This is a genomic window from Mongoliitalea daihaiensis (assembly GCF_021596945.1).
In the GTDB taxonomy this organism is placed as follows: domain Bacteria; phylum Bacteroidota; class Bacteroidia; order Cytophagales; family Cyclobacteriaceae; genus Mongoliitalea; species Mongoliitalea daihaiensis.
Window position 1 is genome coordinate 655,102 of the sequence record NZ_CP063779.1, and the last position, 20,105, is coordinate 675,206.

The following is a 20,105-nucleotide window of genomic DNA, read 5'->3' on the forward strand; positions in this document are numbered from 1 at the left end:
ATTAAGCGGAATCTTCTTGAAGAAGAAAAACCATTCAGAAGTTAAGGTTCATTAAGAAAACCCTTCATTCCCTTAATTCCTTAATGGTGAAAATAAAGCGGAATCTTTTTGAAGGAAGGAAAAACCATTCAGAAGTTAAGGTTCATTAAAGAAGACCTTCACTCCCTTAATTCCTTAATGGTAAAAATAAAGCGGAATCTTCTTGAAGAAGGAAAACCATTCAGAAGTTAAGGTTCATTAAGAAAACCCTTCATTCTCTTAATTCCTTAATGGTAAAAATAAAGCGGAATCTTTTTGAAGAAGGAAAACCATTCAGAAGTTAAGGTTCATTAAAGAAGACCTTCATTCCATTAATTCCTTAATGGTGAAAATTAAGCGGAATCTTCTTGAAGAAGAAAAACCATTCAGAAGTTAAGGTTCATTAAGAAAACCCTTCATTCCCTTAATTCCTTAATGGTGAAAATAAAGCGGAATCTTTTTGAAGGAAGGAAAAACCATTCAGAAGTTAAGGTTCATTAAAGAAGACCTTCACTCCCTTAATTCCTTAATGGTAAAAATAAAGCGGAATCTTCTTGAAGAAGGAAAACCATTCAGAAGTTAAGGTTCATTAAGAAAACCCTTCATTCTCTTAATTCCTTAATGGTAAAAATAAAGCGAAATCTTTTTGAAGAAGGAAAACCATTCAAAAGTTAAGGTTCATTAAAGAAGACCTTCACTCCCTTAATTCCTTAATGGTAAAAATAAAGCGGAATCTTCTTGAAGAAGGAAAACCATTCAGAAGTTAAGGTTCATTAAGAAAACCCTTCATTCTCTTAATTCCTTAATGGTAAAAATAAAGCGAAATCTTTTTGAAGAAGGAAAACCATTCAAAAGTTAAGGTTTATTAAGAAAACCCTTCATTCTCTTAATTCCTTAATGGTAAAAATAAAGCGAAATCTTTTTGAAGAAGGAAAACCATTCAAAAGTTAAGGTTCATTAAGAAAACCCTTCATTCTCTTAATTCCTTAATGGTAAAAATAAAGCGAAATCTTTTTGAAGAAGGAAAACCATTCAAAAGTTAAGGTTCATTAAGGTCCTATCTATTAAATTATGGGATGAGATACTACACTCTTAATTTGCAGACTCGAGTGCAATTATATATCTTTTATAAGATTCTGATTACATTTATATTCTATGAACACTTTTGATAATCAGCCAACATCCCATTTTGCCGCCCCTTGGAAATTAAAAGGCGAAGGGTTTATTCTGGTATACCGCTTCACCAAAAACTTCGTGTATGAATCAGGCTTTCTTAGGGAAGATCAATTAGGTAATTTCAAGGAAGGTTTCGGGTACGTTATGTTAGTTAATTATGAAGAATCTCCGGTAGGGCCATATAGAGAATTGCTGTTTATCCCCGGTAAATTTGGCCCAGAAAACAAGCAGAGTATCACCAAAATCTACGTAGACAGCGATGCAAGTACAGAAAACGGGCGCTTCAATTGGGGAATTCCCAAGGAAACCGTTCCATTTATTTGGAACAAAGAAAGTAATGTGACCACTGTTGGAGTAGGAAGTGAAGAAAACCCTATTTGGTTCAGCAAAATCAGGACTGGTTCAATTCCCCTTCCAGTCTCTACCAAAATTTTGCCCATTCATCTCTTGCAACATCTAAATGACCAAAAATACCTCACCAAGCCTGAAGGAAAAGGGTGGGGAAAGCTAGCTAAACTAGAGAAAGTTCATATTGATCCACTTGGATTCCCTGACATCAGCCAACTAAAACCATTGATGTGTGTACATGTGAACCCTTTTTGGATGTCATTCCCTCTACCAAAGCTTGTATGAAGATCATTAATAAAAAAATCTTGATTACAGGCGCTGCCTCAGGCATAGGAAAATCCCTTGTTAAGGTATTATACAAAGAAAATAAGGTCTTAGCGGTAGATAAAGACAACATCGCATTACAAAGATTAAAAGAAGAGTTTGTAACCATCTCTTGTGTACCCATCAATCTATTAGAAGAAGGAGCGGTTTTTAATTCAGTTGACTTAGCAGAACAATGGTTGGGGGGAATTGACCTTTGCTTTGCCAATGCAGGACTTGGGTATTACGATTCATGGCAACAGATTCTACCGCAGCAGGCCAAGGAGATTTTCACTTTAAATGTTCTGATTCCCATGGAATATGCACATTTATTGAAAAGAAAATATCCTGAACAAACACCCCGATTAATTATCACAGCCTCTGCTATTGCTTTTTGGGCAATTCCAGGGTATAGTTATTACAGCGCAAGCAAGGCTGCAATCAGGCAATTTGCAAAAGGTATTTGGACGGAACAAGATGGGAAATGGTTGACTCTTGTACACCCTGTAGCTACTAAAACGTCTTTTTTTGAAAAGGCAGGAAATGGAGTTCCCATGGCTTGGCCGGTACAAACAGCGGACGAGGTGGCAAAAGCAATCATTCAAGGCGTTGAAGCAGAGAAAAAAGAAATATTCCCTTCCAAGTTATTTTGGCTTTCCTTACAGCTCAACAAACTATTCCTCTTCATTAAACCTATCTACCAGAGCATAGAACTATCTAAACTTAAATTATACCAACGAAAATCTTCAACTCTTTCCAAAACCAATTAAAAACACCTTCTTCCCTCAGTAACAAATGAGTTGTAAGCTTGTATCGAGCATTGTATTTTACTTTAAAAACCATCTTATGAGAAACTTACTTATTTTAATCTCGCTGTTAATAGTGGCCAGCTGCCAATCCCCCAAAGAAGAACTTTCGCTACCCATGAAAGTAGCTGAGGCCTATGGATTTGATAAGTTTGACAAAGTGTCTTCATTAGGCTACACGTGGAATGTACAAGTTGGAGATGAAGTGCGCACCCGACGCTGGGATTGGGACGTAGTCGGGCGAATGGTTACTTATACCACTGCTGACACAAGCTATACTTACAGTTTGGACCTGCCAAAAGACGAACTACCACCTGCTGACGCTGGATTTATCAATGACAAATATTGGTTACTCTATCCTTTTCAATTAGCTTGGGATACGGGTTATACCCATGAAATTGAAGAAAACATACATTCACCTATTGTAGGGATTGAAAGAACAAAATTGACAATAGTCTACAACAATGAAGATGGTTATACTCCAGGAGATGCCTATGACTTGTATCTAGACGATCAATATATGATTAAAGAATGGACCTTTCGGAAAGGAAATGGAAGTGAAGGAAGAACATTCACCTGGGAAACTGAAAAAGACTTCAACGGGATCAAAATTACCACTGAACACCGCAATGCAGAAGGCCAGCTTTTTATTTGGTTTTCGGATATTGAGGTAAATTAAAAAAACAAAAAGCCTTCTTCAAATCAATTGAAGAAGGCTTTTTATATCAATTATAAGTTGGTTTCATTAAGATCGGTCGGGATGCTGTAATTACGTTACCTAGGGTATCAGTAGCATAAACGTAGATTCGAGACGCTTGAGAAGGTGTCAACAATTCAACAAATTGATTATCCACTTTTGAATTAATTACAGGTTTAAAACGCTTCCATTTTTTATCGTAAATCTCCCATTCATACTCGAGTTTACCTTCATATTCATTGACAATTTGAGCAGAAAACCATTGTGTTGAACCTGGTTGTAAATCAACCCAAGGTGCAACAATTACAATCTCTGGGAAATTGATTGATCCTTCCAGAAAATCTGCATTCCAAGCCTCTTTTAGTGCATAATAAGTTGGTTTAAGCCTGCCCTTGTGATCAGTCAATCCAAACCAAGTAGCAGAACCCTCATAGCGATCTTTCCAGCTAAATGCCATTCCTCCAAGATTAAGCCCTCTGTTTTTTTCAATGTAGTCAGTCCACTGATTTTTATACCAAGCAGCTTTATTGACAGAAGTACGCTCAAGTAATAATGAATCACTTCTATAATCTCCATACTCTTTATTCCAATAACCGATAGGGCCAAATTCAGTTACGACATATGGAATATCCGAAAACCTACTTTCAAAAATATTACTTAACTCGCTAATGTTTTCTTCATAATACGAATTCACACCTATCACATCGATATTTGGAGCAAAGGCTCTGTATTGGTAAATAGCTGCTAACAGTCGTTCATTATCATGTTCCTCCGAAGAAAAAACAGGTCTATCAGGGTCAATTTTTTTAATTTCAATGGCTAACTCATTCAAAAATTCAAAGTAGCTTTTCCTAACCATACTCAGGTAAGGTTCGGCATTGTGCTTTTTCAATAAGCCCCATGTTTCATTTCCAATATTCCATGCAATAATACTTTTGTCATCTTTTAACTTTCGGACTGTTTTGAGGACTTTTTTCTGATAGTGCCGAAGACTTTTATGATCCTTCAAGTAGTCAATTTTTGGATCAAACCAAAAACCATACATGACCTTAAGGTCTTGATTCTTTGCTGCTCTCAAAATATTTCTATCAAAAATACCAGGCTCATATCTTCTCACGGTATTCGCACCCATTTCTTTAATTTGATGAAAATCGATGGCTAATTGTTTGGAAGACAAAGGATGAAAACCTTCTTCCCAATCATGACCTGGGTTATAACAAACACCATGAATAAAGAAAGGCTCACCATCCACCAATAATTGATGATTTCCTTTCTCGGAATGAAGCATATTAGGCTTATGTTGGTTATTTCCCTTCTGTGTCAAGTAATTCGTGTAACTACATACATCAAAGGGCTTATAGGATAAATTGATATCATTCAAATCAAAAGTCCAGTCAATAAACTCTGCATTGGCATCAGGTCTCCAACCTGTAATCCAGTTTCTATCCCAATCACTAAAAAAATGTACGACAGCTTTGATCTCACGATGTTTTTTCCCTATTACAGATAATGACTCTTTGACCCATTGCTTGCCATCAAAGTCGTAAGAAGTAGATCCAAATTCTGCTAACATTACGGGTAGTTCCAATCCTTTTTCTTGAATCTGTTCTTTGAATGGAGCATAAATTTCCTCAAAAATTTTGACTTGCTGATTTTCAGATGCTAATCCATAGTTTAATGCAGTCAGTCCTATCCAATCAACATATTGGGTTTGCAAACTATCATTTCCATATGGGAAATACGATTCAAAACCCTCCGTAGACCAAGGGCTCCAAATCCAGGAAACATTTTGAGCACCCGCATTTTCAAATCTAAAATGTACATACTTCCATGCATCAATAAATTCTTCTGCTGTATTTCCTCCAGCTTCTGACCAAGGATACATTGGGTTTTCCATTTCATGGGCGAACCTTAAAAATACTGGGGAGTAAAGGTCTCTAATGGCTTCTGCCGTTTGGTCAATATATTCGTCAAAGTAACCATTGAGGATATATTCAAACACTTTTTGATTATTTTGTATATCCTCTATATGCTCATATTGGCTAAATCTATTTGTCCAAGGCTCCCAAGTAATCATGGGAATTGCACCATGGTCAATTATCTGCTCCCATTTGTCGATAGGCAAGGGCTCATCTCCCCACGATAAATAGGAGGACAGAATATTCCATTGCACTTGGCTTGCTGACTCCAGGTTACTAATGAGTGTGATATCTTTGGTAAAATCGAAATGAGGATCATACAAACCTGTATAAAAACCACCTAAGCGTTTTTCTAAGGGAGTTTTTAATCGAGGGTTCAAATAATCTTCAGATCCACCAATAAAGGAAGTAACTAAAAATATCCCCCCAAACAAAAAAGAAACAATTAAAAGTATATTGAATGAAATCCTGCTGATTTTTACATAAGAGTAATCAATGTAAGACTTTATCCAGCTGTTTTTAACCCCTCTCCAAACCTTTTGAAGCTTGGTCACAAAAACTGTTTGGCCTGCGATGAAGGCCATAAAAAAGATAAATGCATTGATTCCTGCAAAAAAGGCCATAAACATGCTATAGGGCTGCCAATCTTTTGACAATCCATAAACAATGGCCAATAAAGAAACCCCCGCAATTATCAAATTTGGTAAACCTAGCGCAAACTCACCTTTGGTGGAATGCTGCTTCGGCGTAGGTAAGTAGGGTACTTTTTTATTGATAAGGGTATAGAAAAAACCCAAACTAAATACCCACCAAGTTCCAACTTTTAATACCCCACCAAAAAAGTGTAATCCTTTTTCTTTCTTTTCATGCATCCATGATTGTGAATAGGCTCTATAAGCCAAAGACATTAGGATAAAAGGTGTGAAATAAGCAAAGAAAATCTTTGGCTCTAAAATCCATGGATACTCACCTGTAACTAGCGAAAAAATGGGTATCAGGATATCAATTACAGTTATCAAACCAAGTAAATAATATACCGGTATTAATCCATAATGGATCTTTTGCCTCCAAGTAAACTTTGTGAATAATTTGGGATACAAGTTAAACCAAAGATCAAAGGTACCCCGACTCCATTTCAATTGTTGCAAATAAAAAGCTGAAAGACTACTTGGCACTAAACCGCGGGATAAGATCACAGGTTCATATACTGACTCCCAACCTTTGGCATGAAGCAGCATGGATGTATGCATATCTTCCGTCAATCCAGGGGCATGTCCTCCAATGGAATCCAACGCTTCCCTTCTAAATGTACAGTTGGCACCGATAGCTTGCGCTGTCCCATACCCACTCATTGCCTGCATGAATGGACCATAAAATGCGTAGGTCTGTTCTGCTGCCGCATGAGCAACCATAGAATCTGTTTGGTTGCCATAGGCTTGCACCACTTGTACGTACCCGATTTTGGGATCATCGAAATGATGCAAAACATGATCTAAAAACTCAGGAAAAGGAGCATGGTCAGGATCCAAAATTACGCATAATTCGCCTGTACACTGCTTCAGTGCGTTATTTATATTACCAGCTTTAGCATTTTCATGTGTTTCCCTGGTTACATGAATCACCCCTAGATTTTCACACATTTTCTTCACATAAGGGTCATCACCCTCATCGCACAAGTACGTCTTATGGGGATACTTCACAGCAACTAAAGCCTTTAAAGTATTCTCCAACATGTCATACGGCTCTCCAGGACAAAAAGTGGTCAACATATCAACCGTATAGTTTTTTGACGGTTTCTTCGGAGGTAATGTTTGATCCTTTGGCTTTGGAAGACCCGCATAATGATACCACTCAAACCCCACTTTCAATAGTTTGAAAAATAAGGATACGGTCAAGAGTCCATACATAAACTTGTGCCCCACTTGTACTTCGGTAAAGAAACCGTAGATAAAAGCAACCAAAGAGACAATGCCAGCTACCAAAAGTACTTTTCCTAAAAGTTTACTTTGTTTCATGTCTGATTAAATAAGGCACAAAATACTTTATTTTATTTTTGAAATGCAATTTTTTAGATTTAAAATTTCCTGTTCAAATAATTATTTTTATTTTTACAGCAATTTGTAACCAATCTCTTATGTCATTCTTTCGTAATGCTGCATGGCTGATAATCATTTTGTCGACATGGGCTTATCTATCAAGTTGTTCTTCAAAACTGGAGACAGTGGAAAATCCAACTGTGGAAATCAAATACATTGATGGAAGAGCTATTTTATATAGACATAGTGAACCTTACATAATCAAAGGGGCTGCAGGCGCCGAATATATGGAAAAGGTCGCAGAATATGGAGGAAACTCCATTCGAACGTGGAATATAAATGATGCGGATTATATTTTAGACAAGGCTCATGAGTTAGGACTAACCGTCACATTAGGGCTTGAGATAGGGAGACCTTCTTGGGGAACTGATTTTAATTATTGGAAATTTTGGGAGGTAGATAAAAAAATTGAAGAATTGAGACCCATCATTGAAAAATATAAAGATCATCCTGCTTTGCTCATGTGGGGTGTAGGCAATGAAGTTTATCTTTTTGGCGGAGGAAAGCGAATCTTTATATCTTATGTTATCAATAAAGTAGCCAAAATGATCAAAGAAGTTGACCCTAATCACCCAACTATGACGACATTACCCGGAGGGACTACCAAGAGCAATTTTATTTCCTTTCGGCATATCATGCCTTATGTAGATGTTTTGGGTTTTAATGCCTTTGATAATATTGATAGAATCTATGATAGAGTTTATGAAAAAAAAGGCTGGGACAAAGCATTTATGCTATCTGAATGGGGACCATCCGGTCATTGGGAAACAAGCAAAACAGAATGGGGTGCTCCGAAAGAACAAACCATGCAAAAAAAGGTGCAATTGATGGAGAGCTATTGGGAAACACTTAACAAAGACGACGTATATTTTATAGGGAGCTATGCATTCTACTGGGGCCATAAATTTGAAATTACCCATTCATGGTTCAGTATGTTTTCAGAGGAAGGCTATGAATCCGATCAAATAAAATTCTTAAAATATGCTTGGTCGGGAAAAGAATCAGAAAATACCGCTCCAGTCATTACTCATATATCTATAGATCCTGGAGCTAAAAACGATAACGTTTACCTTAATGCCTCTCAAAAATATTCTGCTAAGGTATTTGCAACTGATCCTGACTTAGACTCACTTGCATACAGATGGGAATTACGACAGGAAGAATATGATTACCGTGTAACTGACATGTATCAACACAACATGAAATATTACTTTTTACAGGACAGCTTGGCTACAATCGAATTTATAGCACCAAAGGACGAAGGGGATTACAGGCTATACGTTTTTGTTTTTGACAACAAAGGGAATTACACCACTCAAAATATTCCTTTTTATGTCTATAAAAATTAACAAGACTAAATCTGTTACAGATAAGAAATAAACTGCTTGTCATTCATTCATGGAAATCATCAGAACCTAGTCACTTTACTAGGCTCTGATGAGATTCAAGTCTAATGGTTACTTCACAAAACTCAATTCCAACTGTAATCGGACCAAAACAGGCAATCCAATATCCAAAAAGTCATCACTTTCTTCTTCTACTAACTCAATTGTAAGTTGATTATTGGAAAGTGTTCTTACTTGAAAGTCTGTCGAATCGCCCGCTGCTGATAGCCTCAATAAAGTATTTCCATTGAGCAATTCGTAGGTTCCGGCTTCGTCGAGATTCCCATTTACACGAATTTCATAAGTTCCATCTGCTCGAAATTCCAAAGTAGTGCCTTCAAAATCCTCAGCAGAAAACGTATCGTCTAAAACTTCAGCTGCTGCTGCTGCCGCTTCTTGAGGAGTAGCCCCCAATGTTTGAAAAAACTGTACCAACGGCAGCCCATTGATGGATATGTTCAACTGATAATCACTGTAATTCCAAGTGCCTACAATAGGAGAAATTTCCGGTTCATCATCGTTATTACAAGAAGAAACAGCAATCGTCAGAAGGACTAATAAAAGAGGTAAAAGTTTAGATAGGTTTTTCATCCGTTTAATTTTTTGTGATTTTGGCTAAATTAATTCAATTAAGTCACAAAATCATACCAATTGTAAAAAAATTATCCTCATTGATTTTTATGAACTAATTTAAGGCCCACGGAAATTACATGCTTCCTCTTGATGATTTAGCACCCAATTTTTCTCTTCAACTATAATTCTCAATTCAAAATAACCCATTTTTGATGCCCAAAGTAGAAGCCTTAACCTTGTATATAATTATAAATGGTGCATCCGATGCAAAATCAAAATCGCCCACATCTTGACAACCAAGCGACTGACCAAAAATCGGAACCCCCAACGGAATCAAGTTAAATCCTTGGCACCTAGTTGTACTGATTGGCATGATTTTTTTCATAAATTCTAAGAATCTCAGAAAAACCAGATTAATTTTCCAATTTCTAAAAAAGCCCACTATTGCATGAATTTCAGCATATTACTCAATTTAAATAGGGAAGTTTTCAACCGATCAACCATGTAATTATAAAATTATTTTACCTGCTTGTTTGCATTGTAGGTTTAAAACACCTACTTTTGTACCACGATTTCAGCAAATGGCTGAACAAACAAAGAATCTAACAGATAAAAATATATCGCGGGATGGAGCAGTTGGTAGCTCGTCGGGCTCATAACCCGAAGGTCACAGGTTCGAGTCCTGTTCCCGCTACTATAAACCCCTTTTACAGGCTGTAAATGGGGTTTTTTATTTTTAGGGGACACTTTAGGGGACACTTTGCCGAAAATTGCCCTACTTTTACCCCCTGATGATCCTTTTTTTTAATGTAGAAAAACTCTTTTTTTATGGACTGTAAAAATTCAATTTCATCCATGGCAAAAATATTCTGCAATGATTGTAAAATCAGTATGCCTGCCAAAAAAGGCTTTATGGTATTAAACGAACTTTGGGAAAAGTTTGGAGTTGGGAAAAATCATCTTTGTATGGACTGTTTTGAAAAACGGCTAAACAGAAAGTTAACCAAAGACGATTTAACAAAATGTTTCTTAAATGAAAATGTCAATCCGGATACTATAAAAATTTTGCAGACTTGACTTAGTTAGTTAGATATGCGTATAGGGTTTTAACCAACTAACTAAGTTCAAATCCATTCAATCTTTGGGAATGTCATTCCAAAAACCCTTGATAATAATTCCCTTTTTTTATCATTGATTTTTTCTTTGCTGTCTACCCATTGAATAGGTGGTACAATAATACCATGATCAAAAAGAAACTTCATTTCTTCTTTGTCTATGGTCTTATCCAAATAGGCTTCTAAAATCTTTCTTTTGTCTTCTGCTCTCATTAATTGCATCGCTCATGTCTCTTTTGAAATTTAACCCTTAATCATGGTTTCTAGGATTCCTTTTTTAAATGCCTTCATGAAATAATAATTCTATTTATTTGGATATACTCAATACCCGCTTTGTCAAGTAAGGGGATTAATGCATGATCTACATCACCCAAACTTTCTATTTGACCATTTGGCCAAATTTGATTTTTAAATAAAGGATTATCCAAATCCGAATTGATTAAAGTCTTTGCCTCGTCTCTCGAAATATGGCCATGGCTAAAAGCCTTTAAAACCGCTTTCTTATCATCTCTATTCATTGACTATATGATTTATCAATAAATCCAAATCCTCTTCACTCATGCTGTCCAAGTCAATCCTTTGGCTGTATGTGGTGGATTGTAGCTTTGGCAGTAGATATGGCAGTAAATCAGTCATAAATTTAAGTCTGTCCTTAGGTTCCAATGATTCCAAGTCTTCTTGGATGGTATCAAAGTTTGCATCAAATAACTGCTGTATTAAATCCCTCATTTGAGTATTGACTTTGTTCTTGGCTCCTTTCGGACGTCCTGAATTCCCTTTTTCAAACTTTCCCATGATCCATCGTATTTGTACCGTAATTTACGGATAATTGATAAAATTAAGTCATCCTGTATTTTAATTGAAATAATCTATCTTTTCCTTGTGGTTCTTTAGTATGTCGGGGTTCAATCCATTCCCACTTAACAAGCGTTGAAGCCTGTACAAACAAACTTTCCATCCCCTTGATGTCAGATTGAGTTCTTTTAATTTCATCTTTAAGGTGTCGTTCTTCTGCTTCTGCTTCTGTAAGTTCTGCTTCAATGCTGTCAAACTCTGCTTTTCTTTCATCGCTGTCAGTGATTAAAGTTTTTTTTTGTGGTACCTGATAAACACAAGCAGTGTCAATCCTGAATTTCTTCCATGCGTTTTCCTGATAGGCAGGCGGTTTTGATTCTGCCATCATCAGAAAGTTTTCAGATACATAAAAGCCAAAATCCAGTATTTCAAAGACTGTGGACTTGGGGATATAAAAATGATCGTCCCCCTGCCATATCTTAAATGCTTTGTCTGAATAGTCCTGAATGTCTGTAAATGGGACAAACAAACATTTTAAGTCGGGGTGGATAGGTGCTTTCAATCCGTCTGCAATCCCTTCCCTGATCGTCCTGATTTCCCTATCTTGGACGTCCTTGGCATCATGTCCCCCATACTGTGATAAGTATGCACTGATGATGGTTTCCTTCATGGTGTGTGGCAGGTACCCCCCTGCAATCAATCCCCCTGCTAAACGTGAATATTCAAGTCTTTTTGCGTGCCGTTCCCCCTCCACTGCTTCTGATATCCTTTTTAAGATCCAGTTTTCTAACCATGCAAAGTGTCCATCAGATACGGACGTTTTAAGCGGTGGAGGTGTGACTTGGGGGACGGGGTACGTTTGTATCATCTTTGTAAATTGAACGGCCTGATGATTAAAATAAGGCTCTAAATCGTATGAATAACCCCTTAAGGATGCTATGTTTTTTGGCTGTCCGTCCAATTCAATCCCCCATCCGAGAAAGATTTTTTCAAGGCTGTCAAAATATCGTTTATGGTTTTCGGGTTCGGGTGGTATGGGGATAAGTCCCCAAAATCCCCGTCCTGATGCAGACAGTCCAAAGTATGCTATGTTTGGCAGTTTACAAAGTTCTGCTTTCAAATCATCCCAGTTTGATATCCCAAGATTGTTTTTAGACTTGTCGATATCAATTTGAATAAATCCTGAATGATTCACCAATTTTTCCATTAATGGTATCCCCTTTTTCCTGTTTTTCAAAATTGCACTTGGAGTGATGGCAGGCAGTGTGGATTTTATTGCATCCCGTTCTTTCTTATCGTCTAATGTCCGGATAAGATCCACTTTATCTTTGTACTTGGTGGAGGTTAACCAACTCAGTAAATTTACTGTCTTGGGGTGTGCTGTTTCTTCATAATCTTTAAAGCAACTTACTTCTATATCAAGGATTGATTTCATGTTTTGAACTTGTTTAAGTTGGTTAACCGAGTAACTTAACCGAGCAACCAAGTAGAGTTTTGAACTTAGTTAGTTAGATAAAACCCTATGCACGTATCTAACCAACTAAGTAGAGTTATTTAGAAATTCAAAGTATAGACTGTTTTCGGGCTGTTTAGGTGTCCGTTCCTGATTATCCATTTTTGGGACAGATAGTATGTCCTGAATTCCTTTGCCCTTGTGTCCCCGATTTCAAACAGTGTCTTGATCCTGTCTAATACTTCGCTTCCCTTGACTTCATCCCCAAGATCATTAAATATTTTCTTAAGGTTTTTTTTGTGATCGTCTTCTGATATTTCATTTGGTGCCATCGTCTTTTTGCTTTTGATGTCAGGTTTTTCCCAGTCCCCAACTAATTCAGGCAGTCCATTTTCATTGACAGTAAAAGCGAAAACATCAGGCTCCCTGTCCCTGCAAAATTCAGGTTCCACTATGGAAATTTTTCTGTCTTGGCGGTCGAGTGATACGGATAAAACTGTTTCTGCCTTATTGACTAACTCAGTCCCCAAATGTCCCCTTGCGTTTTCATCCCCTTTATTCTGATGCAGGACTGTGATGATGTGAATATTTCTTTCTTCTGTCCATCTCAGTAGGTGTGATGCAATCTTTGTGGCTTCTTCTTCATCGTTGATGGATGTGACCAAATCCCTGATCCCGTCAATTGCAACAAAACCCAAATCAGGTTCTGAATTGATGTAAAAATCAATGATTTCAAGACGTTCCTGTGGTGTATGCCTTCTTAAGCAGAAAGTTTCAAAATTGACAGGCTCTTCTATGCTTAATAGCCTGCAAACTCTGTGATAAAAACTTTGTACGTGCTTTCTTGACTGTTCTGTATCAAAGAAAACCACCTTTGTTTTTTCATTAGGCAGGTATCCTTTAAATTTCCCTGATAGGGTTTTATTTGCCACTAATGCAGACAAAAACAAAGACAGACTAAATGTCTTCTTAGACTTAGCTTTCCCGATTATCAAGGAAAAATTTCCCAGTGTTGAAATTATCCCATCATGCGTATCCCCAACCAATGACAAACAAGTGATGGAGTCTTCTATTTCTTCCTTTGGGTCGATTTTAGCCATATTAAGCCAGTCTTTTACTTTAGCTCTGTTATCTATCGGTTTTGGCGGTTCGGGCGTTCCTGATGGCTCCTTTATGGCCTCATTCATTGACTCAGCAACTTTATTCAGATCCATGGCAGGCAGACTGACTTTTCTTTCATTCAATTCCATCGTCCTGCCTCCTTTCTGCTTTTCTGAAATTCATCGCTGTCAAGGTATCCGTCAATAATGAAGTCTATTGCACTTCTTGCCATCAAGTTTCCAATTTCACATTCCATTCGTCCAATCAAGATGCCATCATGTTTGATGACAAATAAGGCTTGATTTTCAGGTTCGGACAGTCCAATTACATCAAATGAAACTATTTCACCGGATGGGGACACTTTCTCAATTTTAAACCTGCATGATTTCATACTTGGCAGGCCTCCACCCCTGTAAAAGTTGAATTTAGATATCCAGTCTTGTCTGTCAGGCCTAAAATATCCGTATATTTGAATACTGCTTTTGATTGGATACCATAAGCGGTGGTGGCATCAATGGGATTCTTTCCGATTGGTGCCATTTTCTTTTTTAGCTCCATCAGATTAATACTTTGTAGTTTGAGTTTTGTAAAGTGATGCTTCTATTTCGCTGTCTTTATACAGGACACGTCCCCCGATAAGATAAGACTGAATAAGTCCCCGCTTAGTCCAATCATTAAGCGTGACAAGTGATATTTTCAACTTGTCTGCACATTCTTTTCTTGTCAGTAGTTTTTCACTTGGGGTGGAGGTGTTGACAGGCCTGATGTCCTTGACTGCTTCTTTAATGGCAGTGTGGATGATCCCTGTAAGTTCCTCAGGGGTGTAGGTGGTTAAAATCAAATTGTCCATAACTATTGTTTTTTAGTGATGGCACAATTTTAAAAAGTAGAAAAGCGGGGAATTTTCGGGGATTCCCCAACTTGTTAAAAAAGATTAATCATCATCAAATGATGAAGTCAGTCCCAAGTTATTTAATATTTTCTTGGTGTTCTTTTTTGCTGTTTTTGACAGGTAGTCTTTATTTTTTAATGCCAGCCTGACTTTTTCACCATCATCAATATTTAGGATGGTAGCAATAAGTTTGGCCTTGTCTGTTTCCCTTGCTTTGCCTGAATAATTTTTGTTAGTAAACTTTTCCTCAATAAAATCTAATATCCCCAAGTCATCCAGTATGCAAAGTGCGTGTGGTAGGTTCTTGTATGCCTCCACTTTTTCGGGTGGTGTAAATAGTTCTTCATCAATTTTTTCACTGTATTCCTTTGCCCATTTAAGAATGATTTTTGGGTCTTTAATTAATTCAGGAATTGTTTTAAAATCTAACTCTGATCGCTCTTCTTTTGTTAATTCCTTACTTAAATACCATTCATAAAATACTTCTTTCCAGTCCCTTGGTAGAATTAATGACTTTTGTTTTAAGATATGTTTGACTGTTTTTAAGGTTTTTTTGAAAATAGCCTCATTATTACTTTCAAATTTCCTGAATGCCTCTGATAATTTGGCCATCGATTGTTTTAATTCAGGTGATGGTTCAAAATCATACCCCAATTCTTTTTTAACCCTTGAAATTTCCATATCAACTTACTTTTAAAAATGACTTATTCCAGTGATCCAGTAGCTGTTTTGCGTTTTCTTCCGGAGTGACTTTAATGTAGAGTAAAAAAGATTTCTCTGTCCGGTGTCCTGTGATTTTCATCAGACTGATGGCAGGAAAACCACTTTTATAAACGTTTGTCGCAAAGGAACGGCGGGCGGTGTGTGTTGTAACCAATTCATATTTCTGCATTTTGGTGGAGGTTTTTAGGCCTCCTTTGATGCGCTCCACTTCTACTTGGGTTTTCAGGATATCCACCCGCTGTGCTATTTCTTTTAGATAGGAATTCATCTTTTGGTTTGATATGGCAGGGGGCAGACTGTTTGAATATTTCCCCTCATATTTTGCCATGATCGCTTTTACCATCGGATGGATGGGGATGACTACTTTTTCCCCTGTCTTGAATGTCTTGATTTCAAAAAACCTGTCCTTGATATTTTCAGGCCTGATGGTGGTGAAGTCTGAAAATCTTAAACCTGTCCAACATCCCACTACAAACAAGTCCCTGACACGTTCCAAGTGTGGTTCCTTACTTAGATCCAGTTCAAAGATTTTTTGCACTTCATTTTCATTCAGATAAATGGAAAAGCCTGCCACTTTGTGAGACTTAAACTGTTTTGATTGGAAAAACATATTTGTGTTATATCCATTTTCGGTGGCATACAGTAAAAACGTCTTAAGTACTTGAATATACTTACCTACTGTATTGAGTGTAAAACTTGGCTTGATGACTACTTTTTCCCCATTGACAGTTTTAGATTTTTCTTTATTCAGATAGGCCACAAACTTTGTATAAAAGTTTTGGTTGATGGTTTCAAAATCCAAGTGATAAGTCTTGGAAAAGTCCATCAGTAGTTTTTTTGTGGTCTGATATTTTTGAATTGATCGCTTATCAAATCGTTTCCCCGAACTTGTCAGGCGTGTCCCGTCTTCTGATTCCCTGATAAATCTTTCAAACAGTTCCATGAATGATGGCAGTCTGTTTTCATCGTCCGGACTTTGGACAGGGATATCTTTAAGGACTTCATCCAGTTTTGATTTTAGCAAATCGGGTGCGGGTGGATGTCCTAATTCATTTTCGAGTTCTGATAAAATCCTTTCTGCTTCCGACCTGATAAACTTCAATCTGTCATTTAATGTCTTGGCCTGTGGGAATTCCTTGACTTGTCTTGAAAGTTGGGTGTCTTCATTCCAGTACTTGGGATGGATGCTTTTTGATGTGGAGTATTTAAAGCGGTTCCCATGATAACTGATAAATAATAAAATCGGAGTGTCCCCGTCTTTGGACTTTTCTTTTAGGTAATAGTTAAACTTTGCCATGATGACTGTCTTTTGATTGGATGCTTAAATATACGAAAAAGAAAAAGCAGGGGACACTTTAGGGGACACTTTTCCTTAATTTAATCTTATTTATTTTATCCTTATTTAATTAGGTAAAAATATAAGTTTTTGAAAATCAGTGCATTTAAATAAAATGCTATTAGTTTAAAAAAGGGGGTATTTAGCCCTGTTCCCGCTACTACGGAGGATACCTTATGGTATCCTTTTTTTGTTTTATTCATACACCTACTCAATCATTGTAAATCAAAATTTTTCAAAAAACCTTCTTTGTAGTTTCTGCCTATGGGCACTTTTAAGTTTTCTATTGTGATTTCTTGCTCGTTGAAACTTATGATTTTATTGATGTTTACACAAAAAGACCTGTGCACTCTTACAAAATGTCTATTCCGGCGATACTGGGCCACTGATTCCGGAGCATACTAGGCCACTTTTTACGGAATCTCCAGCTCGTTGACCTCCGTTTTAGACACCCCACATGAAGGAAATATATAGGATAGAAATTTAGGAAAGCTTGATGAGGAGTAAATATTAATTTTTTACTTTAAGCTTAACTCAAAATCTTTACCCCTCAAATTTATGGCAAACCATTTCAGTATTAAAAATAAGAGCAACCCATTGAGGCCAAACAAAAGCGCATTTTCAACTAAGAAGTTAACCTTTTCAAGAAAGTCTAATTTTGATTGCACTTTAAAAAAATCATAAAGACCTGAAAAGAGCCTTAACAGTCCTCCAAATAATAAGAGATAGGCAATGATAAAGAGCCCTTTCATATTCCCGAACTTAAATTGAATTTTCATTTTTTCTTATGTTTAGTTTGTTTGACAAAGGTATTGGACCATACAAACCTAAAAATTGACCTATGTTAAGTTAATGCTTATCTTAGACATCAAACTGAACATCAAGTCCCTATGGAGAGAACACTTGCCGAAGAAGAATACAAGCAACACCTTAATAAAGCTCGTAAACTACTTTATGACTATTTGCCCTTAAGGGATGAACAGTGGGAGGTTTTCAAGCAGGGTTTCAAAATCAGAAAATACCACAAAGGGGATTTTATTTTGAATGAAGGAGAAACAGAACGGTTTCTTTCAATTGTAATTTCAGGCTGTACTAGGCATTATATTATGGTCAAAGGAGAAGAAAAATCATTTGACTTTTCATTTCAACACGAATTCAACTGCTCCTATTCTAGCTTTATCCAACAGGAGCCTTCCCGATTTTTCATTCAAGCATTGGATGATTGTGTCTTGGCCTCCATTCATTATGATTTTTTGCAACAGCTTTATCAGCACTATCCTGAAAGCAACAAGTTTGGAAGGACCGCCGTAGAACAGTATTATATATGGAGAGAACAAAGGGAAATCTCACTGATGACAGATTCTGCTCAGGAAAGATATCTCAGGTTGATGGAGAAATATCCCATTTACTTAGAGCAGGTTCCCTTAAAACACCTTGCCTCCTATCTCAATATCAAACCCGAATCACTTAGCCGAATAAGAAAAAAACTTTTTGAGGAGCGCTAGGTCTCTTCTTAACATAGGTCAATTTTTGACTTGAAGCTTCATCCCAACTTTGTGGCTGTAAAACAAACAGCTACCAAAATGAAAAGGATTAAATTAACCAAAGCAGTATTGATCATCATAATCATCAATCTAAGCCAGTCTCTCATGGCTCAAAATGATGGACTCTTCTCTAAAAAACCATACAAATCTCAAACTTACTTTAGTTTTGGCGCTGGCGTGAGTTTGCTACAAGGAGTCCCTGACAATATTTATCAGGACGGGCATGGAAGTGTACAGGTAGGTTTTGTGAAAGAATTGCCCTTCACAAAAAGATTTTCTTTTATGTCTGGCATAGAATTGGAAAGATTGACATACAATCTTGACTTTTTCCCCAACTTGGATGAAAACAATGAAACATTTATTCAGGCACCCGATGGGATAAAATACACTCGCGTATTTCAAAATAGCCTCAATCTCTCAACACAAGCAAGATTCTATTTTAAAGCAAACAACAGTCAGGAGACGAGCAACGCTTTCCTTCAGACGGGCCTAAGAGCTGGATTTAACCTGAGCACCACATATTCCTTTAGAGAAAATGATCAAAATCAATCAATCAACCTATCTAAAGTGAGCGATCCCTTCCATCTTCAAGCAGAATTAATGCTCGGTTTTAAAGGGGATTATTTCAAAAAACTAGAAATATTGAATGCCTCAACGTTCGGAGTCACTTACCAATTCAATTCGCTTTTGACAGCCAAAAATATGGGTACTATCCGACCTGTGCACTTGACATGGAGATTTTTATTCTAAAAAAACAGCCTTTCAATTTTTAGGATTGAAAGGCTGTTTTTCCTCACCCCTTCTTTCTAACTTTCCTCATCAACCAGTCTCTCAGGCTTTAATACCCAAACTTTCTTTGGTTTATTCTAAAATAAGCATGTCCTGACGGAAAATTTCAGCTACCTTTGCACAAAAAACTGTAGTCATGACCGAACACACACACAAAGCAGGATTTGTAAACATCGTGGGCAAACCCAATGTTGGCAAATCTACGCTCATGAACGTGCTGGTAGGTGAAAGACTTTCGATCATCTCTTCCAAGGCCCAGACCACCCGTCACCGGATCATGGGCATCATGAATGACGACAATTATCAAATTGTATTTTCCGATACACCGGGCATGCTTAAACCCAAATATGAGCTGCATAAAAATATGATGAGTTTTGTCAACATGTCTTTGGAAGATGCAGATGTGATTCTTTTCGTAACCGATCTATTCGAAACAGACGAAGAAATAGAAGACGTAATTGAAAAGATCAACCATTCAGGTGTCCCTGTACTCCTGGTAATCAATAAAATTGATTTGTCTAAAGAAAATCAATTGGAGGAAGTTACCGCTTATTGGACACAACGAATCAAAGCTGAAACAGTCATCCCTATTTCTGCTACCGAAAGTTTCAATACCGAACGTATCCTTCAAGAGATTTTGGACAGAATTCCTGTCCACGCACCCTTTTATGATAAAGATGAATTAACGGATAAACCGGAGCGCTTTTTTGCCTCTGAAATTGTCCGGGAAAAAATTTTCCTCAACTACAAAAAGGAAATTCCCTATTCTACAGAAGTTGCTATTGAGGATTTTTACGAAGAGGAAAACATCATTCGAGTCAGAGCCGTCATATATATCGAACGAAATAGTCAAAAGGGAATCATCATCGGGGAAGGCGGCAAAGCACTCAAAAGGGTTGGAACACAAGCACGCGAGGAAATGGAAAAATTCTTTGGCAAAAAGATATTTCTAGAAACCTTCGTCAAAGTGGCCGAAAACTGGAGGAAAGACAAAAATAAATTACGAAGATTTGGTTACGACCAATAAAAATACAGC

General features: G+C 37.1%; 22 protein-coding genes and 1 tRNA gene. 9 read left to right on the top strand and 14 right to left on the bottom strand.

The genetic code is table 11. The annotated features are described in order from the left end of the window. Positions 1-1,173 precede the first annotated feature (1,173 nt). The 3 genes from IPZ59_RS02540 to IPZ59_RS02550 all read left to right on the top strand — a co-directional run bounded on the left by IPZ59_RS02540 (position 1,174) and on the right by IPZ59_RS02550 (position 3,330). Positions 1,174-1,827 (top strand): acetoacetate decarboxylase family protein, encoded by a 654-nt coding sequence (locus IPZ59_RS02540; protein ID WP_236138316.1) that lies wholly within the window; start codon positions 1,174-1,176, stop codon positions 1,825-1,827. After that, a complete protein-coding gene (locus IPZ59_RS02545) occupies positions 1,824-2,615 on the top strand; it encodes an SDR family NAD(P)-dependent oxidoreductase (protein ID WP_236138317.1) in 792 nt (263 codons plus the stop codon). Before IPZ59_RS02540 ends, IPZ59_RS02545 begins: the two co-directional genes overlap by 4 nt. Before the next feature lie 76 nt (positions 2,616-2,691). Continuing rightward, complete coding sequence (locus IPZ59_RS02550) at positions 2,692-3,330, top strand: hypothetical protein (protein ID WP_236138318.1); 639 nt, start codon at positions 2,692-2,694, stop codon at positions 3,328-3,330. Between the two features lie 46 nt (positions 3,331-3,376). Here the strand turns inward: IPZ59_RS02550 and IPZ59_RS02555 are convergent, their stop codons facing one another. After that, the gene (locus IPZ59_RS02555; protein WP_236138319.1) at positions 3,377-7,282 is read right to left on the bottom strand and encodes a glycosyltransferase; all 3,906 of its coding nucleotides are present in this window, start codon (positions 7,280-7,282) and stop codon (positions 3,377-3,379) included. Between the two features lie 119 nt (positions 7,283-7,401). On the opposite strand from IPZ59_RS02555, the gene IPZ59_RS02560 reads away from it, so the two are divergent. Then, on the top strand, positions 7,402-8,712 hold the full coding sequence (locus tag IPZ59_RS02560; protein ID WP_236138320.1) for a glycoside hydrolase family 2 TIM barrel-domain containing protein: 1,311 nt from the start codon (positions 7,402-7,404) through the stop codon (positions 8,710-8,712). 108 nt (positions 8,713-8,820) lie between these two features. On the opposite strand, the gene IPZ59_RS02565 is transcribed toward IPZ59_RS02560, so the two are convergent. Next, the gene (locus IPZ59_RS02565) at positions 8,821-9,339 is read right to left on the bottom strand and encodes a lipocalin family protein (RefSeq protein ID WP_236138321.1); all 519 of its coding nucleotides are present in this window, start codon (positions 9,337-9,339) and stop codon (positions 8,821-8,823) included. A 175-nt stretch (positions 9,340-9,514) separates the two neighbouring features. Next, positions 9,515-9,706: a hypothetical protein gene (locus IPZ59_RS02570; protein ID WP_236138322.1), complete on the bottom strand. Its 192-nt coding sequence runs from the start codon at positions 9,704-9,706 to the stop codon at positions 9,515-9,517. 236 nt (positions 9,707-9,942) lie between these two features. Here IPZ59_RS02570 and IPZ59_RS02575 point away from each other — a divergent pair. Together IPZ59_RS02575 and IPZ59_RS02580 are read left to right on the top strand one after the other, a co-directional pair. Continuing rightward, positions 9,943-10,015, top strand: a tRNA-Met gene (locus tag IPZ59_RS02575). A gap of 161 nt (positions 10,016-10,176) precedes the next feature. Further along, positions 10,177-10,398 carry a hypothetical protein gene (locus IPZ59_RS02580; protein ID WP_189583947.1) on the top strand — a complete coding sequence of 74 codons (222 nt, stop codon included), beginning with the start codon at positions 10,177-10,179 and terminating at the stop codon, positions 10,396-10,398. Between the two features lie 47 nt (positions 10,399-10,445). On the opposite strand, the gene IPZ59_RS02585 is transcribed toward IPZ59_RS02580, so the two are convergent. The 11 genes from IPZ59_RS02585 to IPZ59_RS20305 form a co-directional block, all read right to left on the bottom strand. Then, complete coding sequence (locus tag IPZ59_RS02585) at positions 10,446-10,658, bottom strand: hypothetical protein (protein WP_236138323.1); 213 nt, start codon at positions 10,656-10,658, stop codon at positions 10,446-10,448. Between the two features lie 65 nt (positions 10,659-10,723). Further along, a complete protein-coding gene (locus tag IPZ59_RS02590; protein WP_236138324.1) occupies positions 10,724-10,954 on the bottom strand; it encodes a hypothetical protein in 231 nt (76 codons plus the stop codon). Then, positions 10,947-11,231, bottom strand: coding sequence for a hypothetical protein (locus tag IPZ59_RS02595; protein ID WP_236138325.1), 285 nt, complete (start codon positions 11,229-11,231; stop codon positions 10,947-10,949). The genes IPZ59_RS02590 and IPZ59_RS02595 overlap by 8 nt, the downstream gene beginning before the upstream one ends. A gap of 43 nt (positions 11,232-11,274) precedes the next feature. Then, positions 11,275-12,666, bottom strand: coding sequence for a BT4734/BF3469 family protein (locus IPZ59_RS02600; protein ID WP_236138326.1), 1,392 nt, complete (start codon positions 12,664-12,666; stop codon positions 11,275-11,277). Positions 12,667-12,785: 119 nt separating this feature from the next. Continuing rightward, positions 12,786-13,934 (bottom strand): AAA family ATPase, encoded by a 1,149-nt coding sequence (locus IPZ59_RS02605; protein WP_236138327.1) that lies wholly within the window; start codon positions 13,932-13,934, stop codon positions 12,786-12,788. Further along, positions 13,925-14,146 carry a hypothetical protein gene (locus IPZ59_RS02610; protein WP_236138328.1) on the bottom strand — a complete coding sequence of 74 codons (222 nt, stop codon included), beginning with the start codon at positions 14,144-14,146 and terminating at the stop codon, positions 13,925-13,927. The genes IPZ59_RS02605 and IPZ59_RS02610 overlap by 10 nt, the downstream gene beginning before the upstream one ends. 26 nt (positions 14,147-14,172) lie before the next feature. Then, the gene (locus tag IPZ59_RS02615) at positions 14,173-14,343 is read right to left on the bottom strand and encodes a hypothetical protein (protein ID WP_236138329.1); all 171 of its coding nucleotides are present in this window, start codon (positions 14,341-14,343) and stop codon (positions 14,173-14,175) included. Positions 14,344-14,347: 4 nt separating this feature from the next. After that, the gene (locus IPZ59_RS02620) at positions 14,348-14,635 is read right to left on the bottom strand and encodes a helix-turn-helix transcriptional regulator (RefSeq protein WP_236138330.1); all 288 of its coding nucleotides are present in this window, start codon (positions 14,633-14,635) and stop codon (positions 14,348-14,350) included. An 84-nt stretch (positions 14,636-14,719) separates the two neighbouring features. Then, positions 14,720-15,358: a hypothetical protein gene (locus IPZ59_RS02625; RefSeq protein WP_236138331.1), complete on the bottom strand. Its 639-nt coding sequence runs from the start codon at positions 15,356-15,358 to the stop codon at positions 14,720-14,722. A gap of 1 nt (position 15,359) precedes the next feature. Then, a complete protein-coding gene (locus IPZ59_RS02630; RefSeq protein WP_236138332.1) occupies positions 15,360-16,697 on the bottom strand; it encodes a site-specific integrase in 1,338 nt (445 codons plus the stop codon). A gap of 254 nt (positions 16,698-16,951) precedes the next feature. Continuing rightward, positions 16,952-17,122, bottom strand: a complete 171-nt coding sequence (locus tag IPZ59_RS20305) for a LytTR family transcriptional regulator DNA-binding domain-containing protein (protein ID WP_394800723.1) — start codon at positions 17,120-17,122, stop codon at positions 16,952-16,954. A gap of 504 nt (positions 17,123-17,626) precedes the next feature. Here IPZ59_RS20305 and IPZ59_RS02635 point away from each other — a divergent pair. From IPZ59_RS02635 to era, 3 genes are all read left to right on the top strand, one after another. After that, positions 17,627-18,241, top strand: a complete 615-nt coding sequence (locus IPZ59_RS02635) for a Crp/Fnr family transcriptional regulator (RefSeq protein WP_236138333.1) — start codon at positions 17,627-17,629, stop codon at positions 18,239-18,241. 78 nt (positions 18,242-18,319) lie between these two features. Then, the gene (locus IPZ59_RS02640) at positions 18,320-19,030 is read left to right on the top strand and encodes an outer membrane beta-barrel protein (RefSeq protein ID WP_236138334.1); all 711 of its coding nucleotides are present in this window, start codon (positions 18,320-18,322) and stop codon (positions 19,028-19,030) included. 175 nt (positions 19,031-19,205) lie between these two features. Further along, positions 19,206-20,096, top strand: coding sequence for a GTPase Era (gene era / locus IPZ59_RS02645; protein WP_236138335.1), 891 nt, complete (start codon positions 19,206-19,208; stop codon positions 20,094-20,096). Positions 20,097-20,105: the final 9 nt, after the last annotated feature.

Bases quoted from the DNA above. Each gene is read 5' to 3' on its own strand.
- IPZ59_RS02540 (WP_236138316.1), top strand. From the start codon at position 1,174: ATGAACACTTTTGATAATCAGCCAACATCCCATTTTGCCGCCCCTTGG.
- IPZ59_RS02545 (WP_236138317.1), top strand. From the start codon at position 1,824: ATGAAGATCATTAATAAAAAAATCTTGATTACAGGCGCTGCCTCAGGC.
- IPZ59_RS02550 (WP_236138318.1), top strand. From the start codon at position 2,692: ATGAGAAACTTACTTATTTTAATCTCGCTGTTAATAGTGGCCAGCTGC.
- IPZ59_RS02555 (WP_236138319.1), bottom strand. From the start codon at position 7,282: ATGAAACAAAGTAAACTTTTAGGAAAAGTACTTTTGGTAGCTGGCATT.
- IPZ59_RS02560 (WP_236138320.1), top strand. From the start codon at position 7,402: ATGTCATTCTTTCGTAATGCTGCATGGCTGATAATCATTTTGTCGACA.
- IPZ59_RS02565 (WP_236138321.1), bottom strand. From the start codon at position 9,339: ATGAAAAACCTATCTAAACTTTTACCTCTTTTATTAGTCCTTCTGACG.
- IPZ59_RS02570 (WP_236138322.1), bottom strand. From the start codon at position 9,706: ATGAAAAAAATCATGCCAATCAGTACAACTAGGTGCCAAGGATTTAAC.
- IPZ59_RS02580 (WP_189583947.1), top strand. From the start codon at position 10,177: ATGGCAAAAATATTCTGCAATGATTGTAAAATCAGTATGCCTGCCAAA.
- IPZ59_RS02585 (WP_236138323.1), bottom strand. From the start codon at position 10,658: ATGCAATTAATGAGAGCAGAAGACAAAAGAAAGATTTTAGAAGCCTAT.
- IPZ59_RS02590 (WP_236138324.1), bottom strand. From the start codon at position 10,954: ATGAATAGAGATGATAAGAAAGCGGTTTTAAAGGCTTTTAGCCATGGC.
- IPZ59_RS02595 (WP_236138325.1), bottom strand. From the start codon at position 11,231: ATGGGAAAGTTTGAAAAAGGGAATTCAGGACGTCCGAAAGGAGCCAAG.
- IPZ59_RS02600 (WP_236138326.1), bottom strand. From the start codon at position 12,666: ATGAAATCAATCCTTGATATAGAAGTAAGTTGCTTTAAAGATTATGAA.
- IPZ59_RS02605 (WP_236138327.1), bottom strand. From the start codon at position 13,934: ATGGAATTGAATGAAAGAAAAGTCAGTCTGCCTGCCATGGATCTGAAT.
- IPZ59_RS02615 (WP_236138329.1), bottom strand. From the start codon at position 14,343: ATGGAGCTAAAAAAGAAAATGGCACCAATCGGAAAGAATCCCATTGAT.
- IPZ59_RS02620 (WP_236138330.1), bottom strand. From the start codon at position 14,635: ATGGACAATTTGATTTTAACCACCTACACCCCTGAGGAACTTACAGGG.
- IPZ59_RS02625 (WP_236138331.1), bottom strand. From the start codon at position 15,358: ATGGAAATTTCAAGGGTTAAAAAAGAATTGGGGTATGATTTTGAACCA.
- IPZ59_RS02630 (WP_236138332.1), bottom strand. From the start codon at position 16,697: ATGGCAAAGTTTAACTATTACCTAAAAGAAAAGTCCAAAGACGGGGAC.
- IPZ59_RS02635 (WP_236138333.1), top strand. From the start codon at position 17,627: ATGGAGAGAACACTTGCCGAAGAAGAATACAAGCAACACCTTAATAAA.
- IPZ59_RS02640 (WP_236138334.1), top strand. From the start codon at position 18,320: ATGAAAAGGATTAAATTAACCAAAGCAGTATTGATCATCATAATCATC.
- era (WP_236138335.1), top strand. From the start codon at position 19,206: ATGACCGAACACACACACAAAGCAGGATTTGTAAACATCGTGGGCAAA.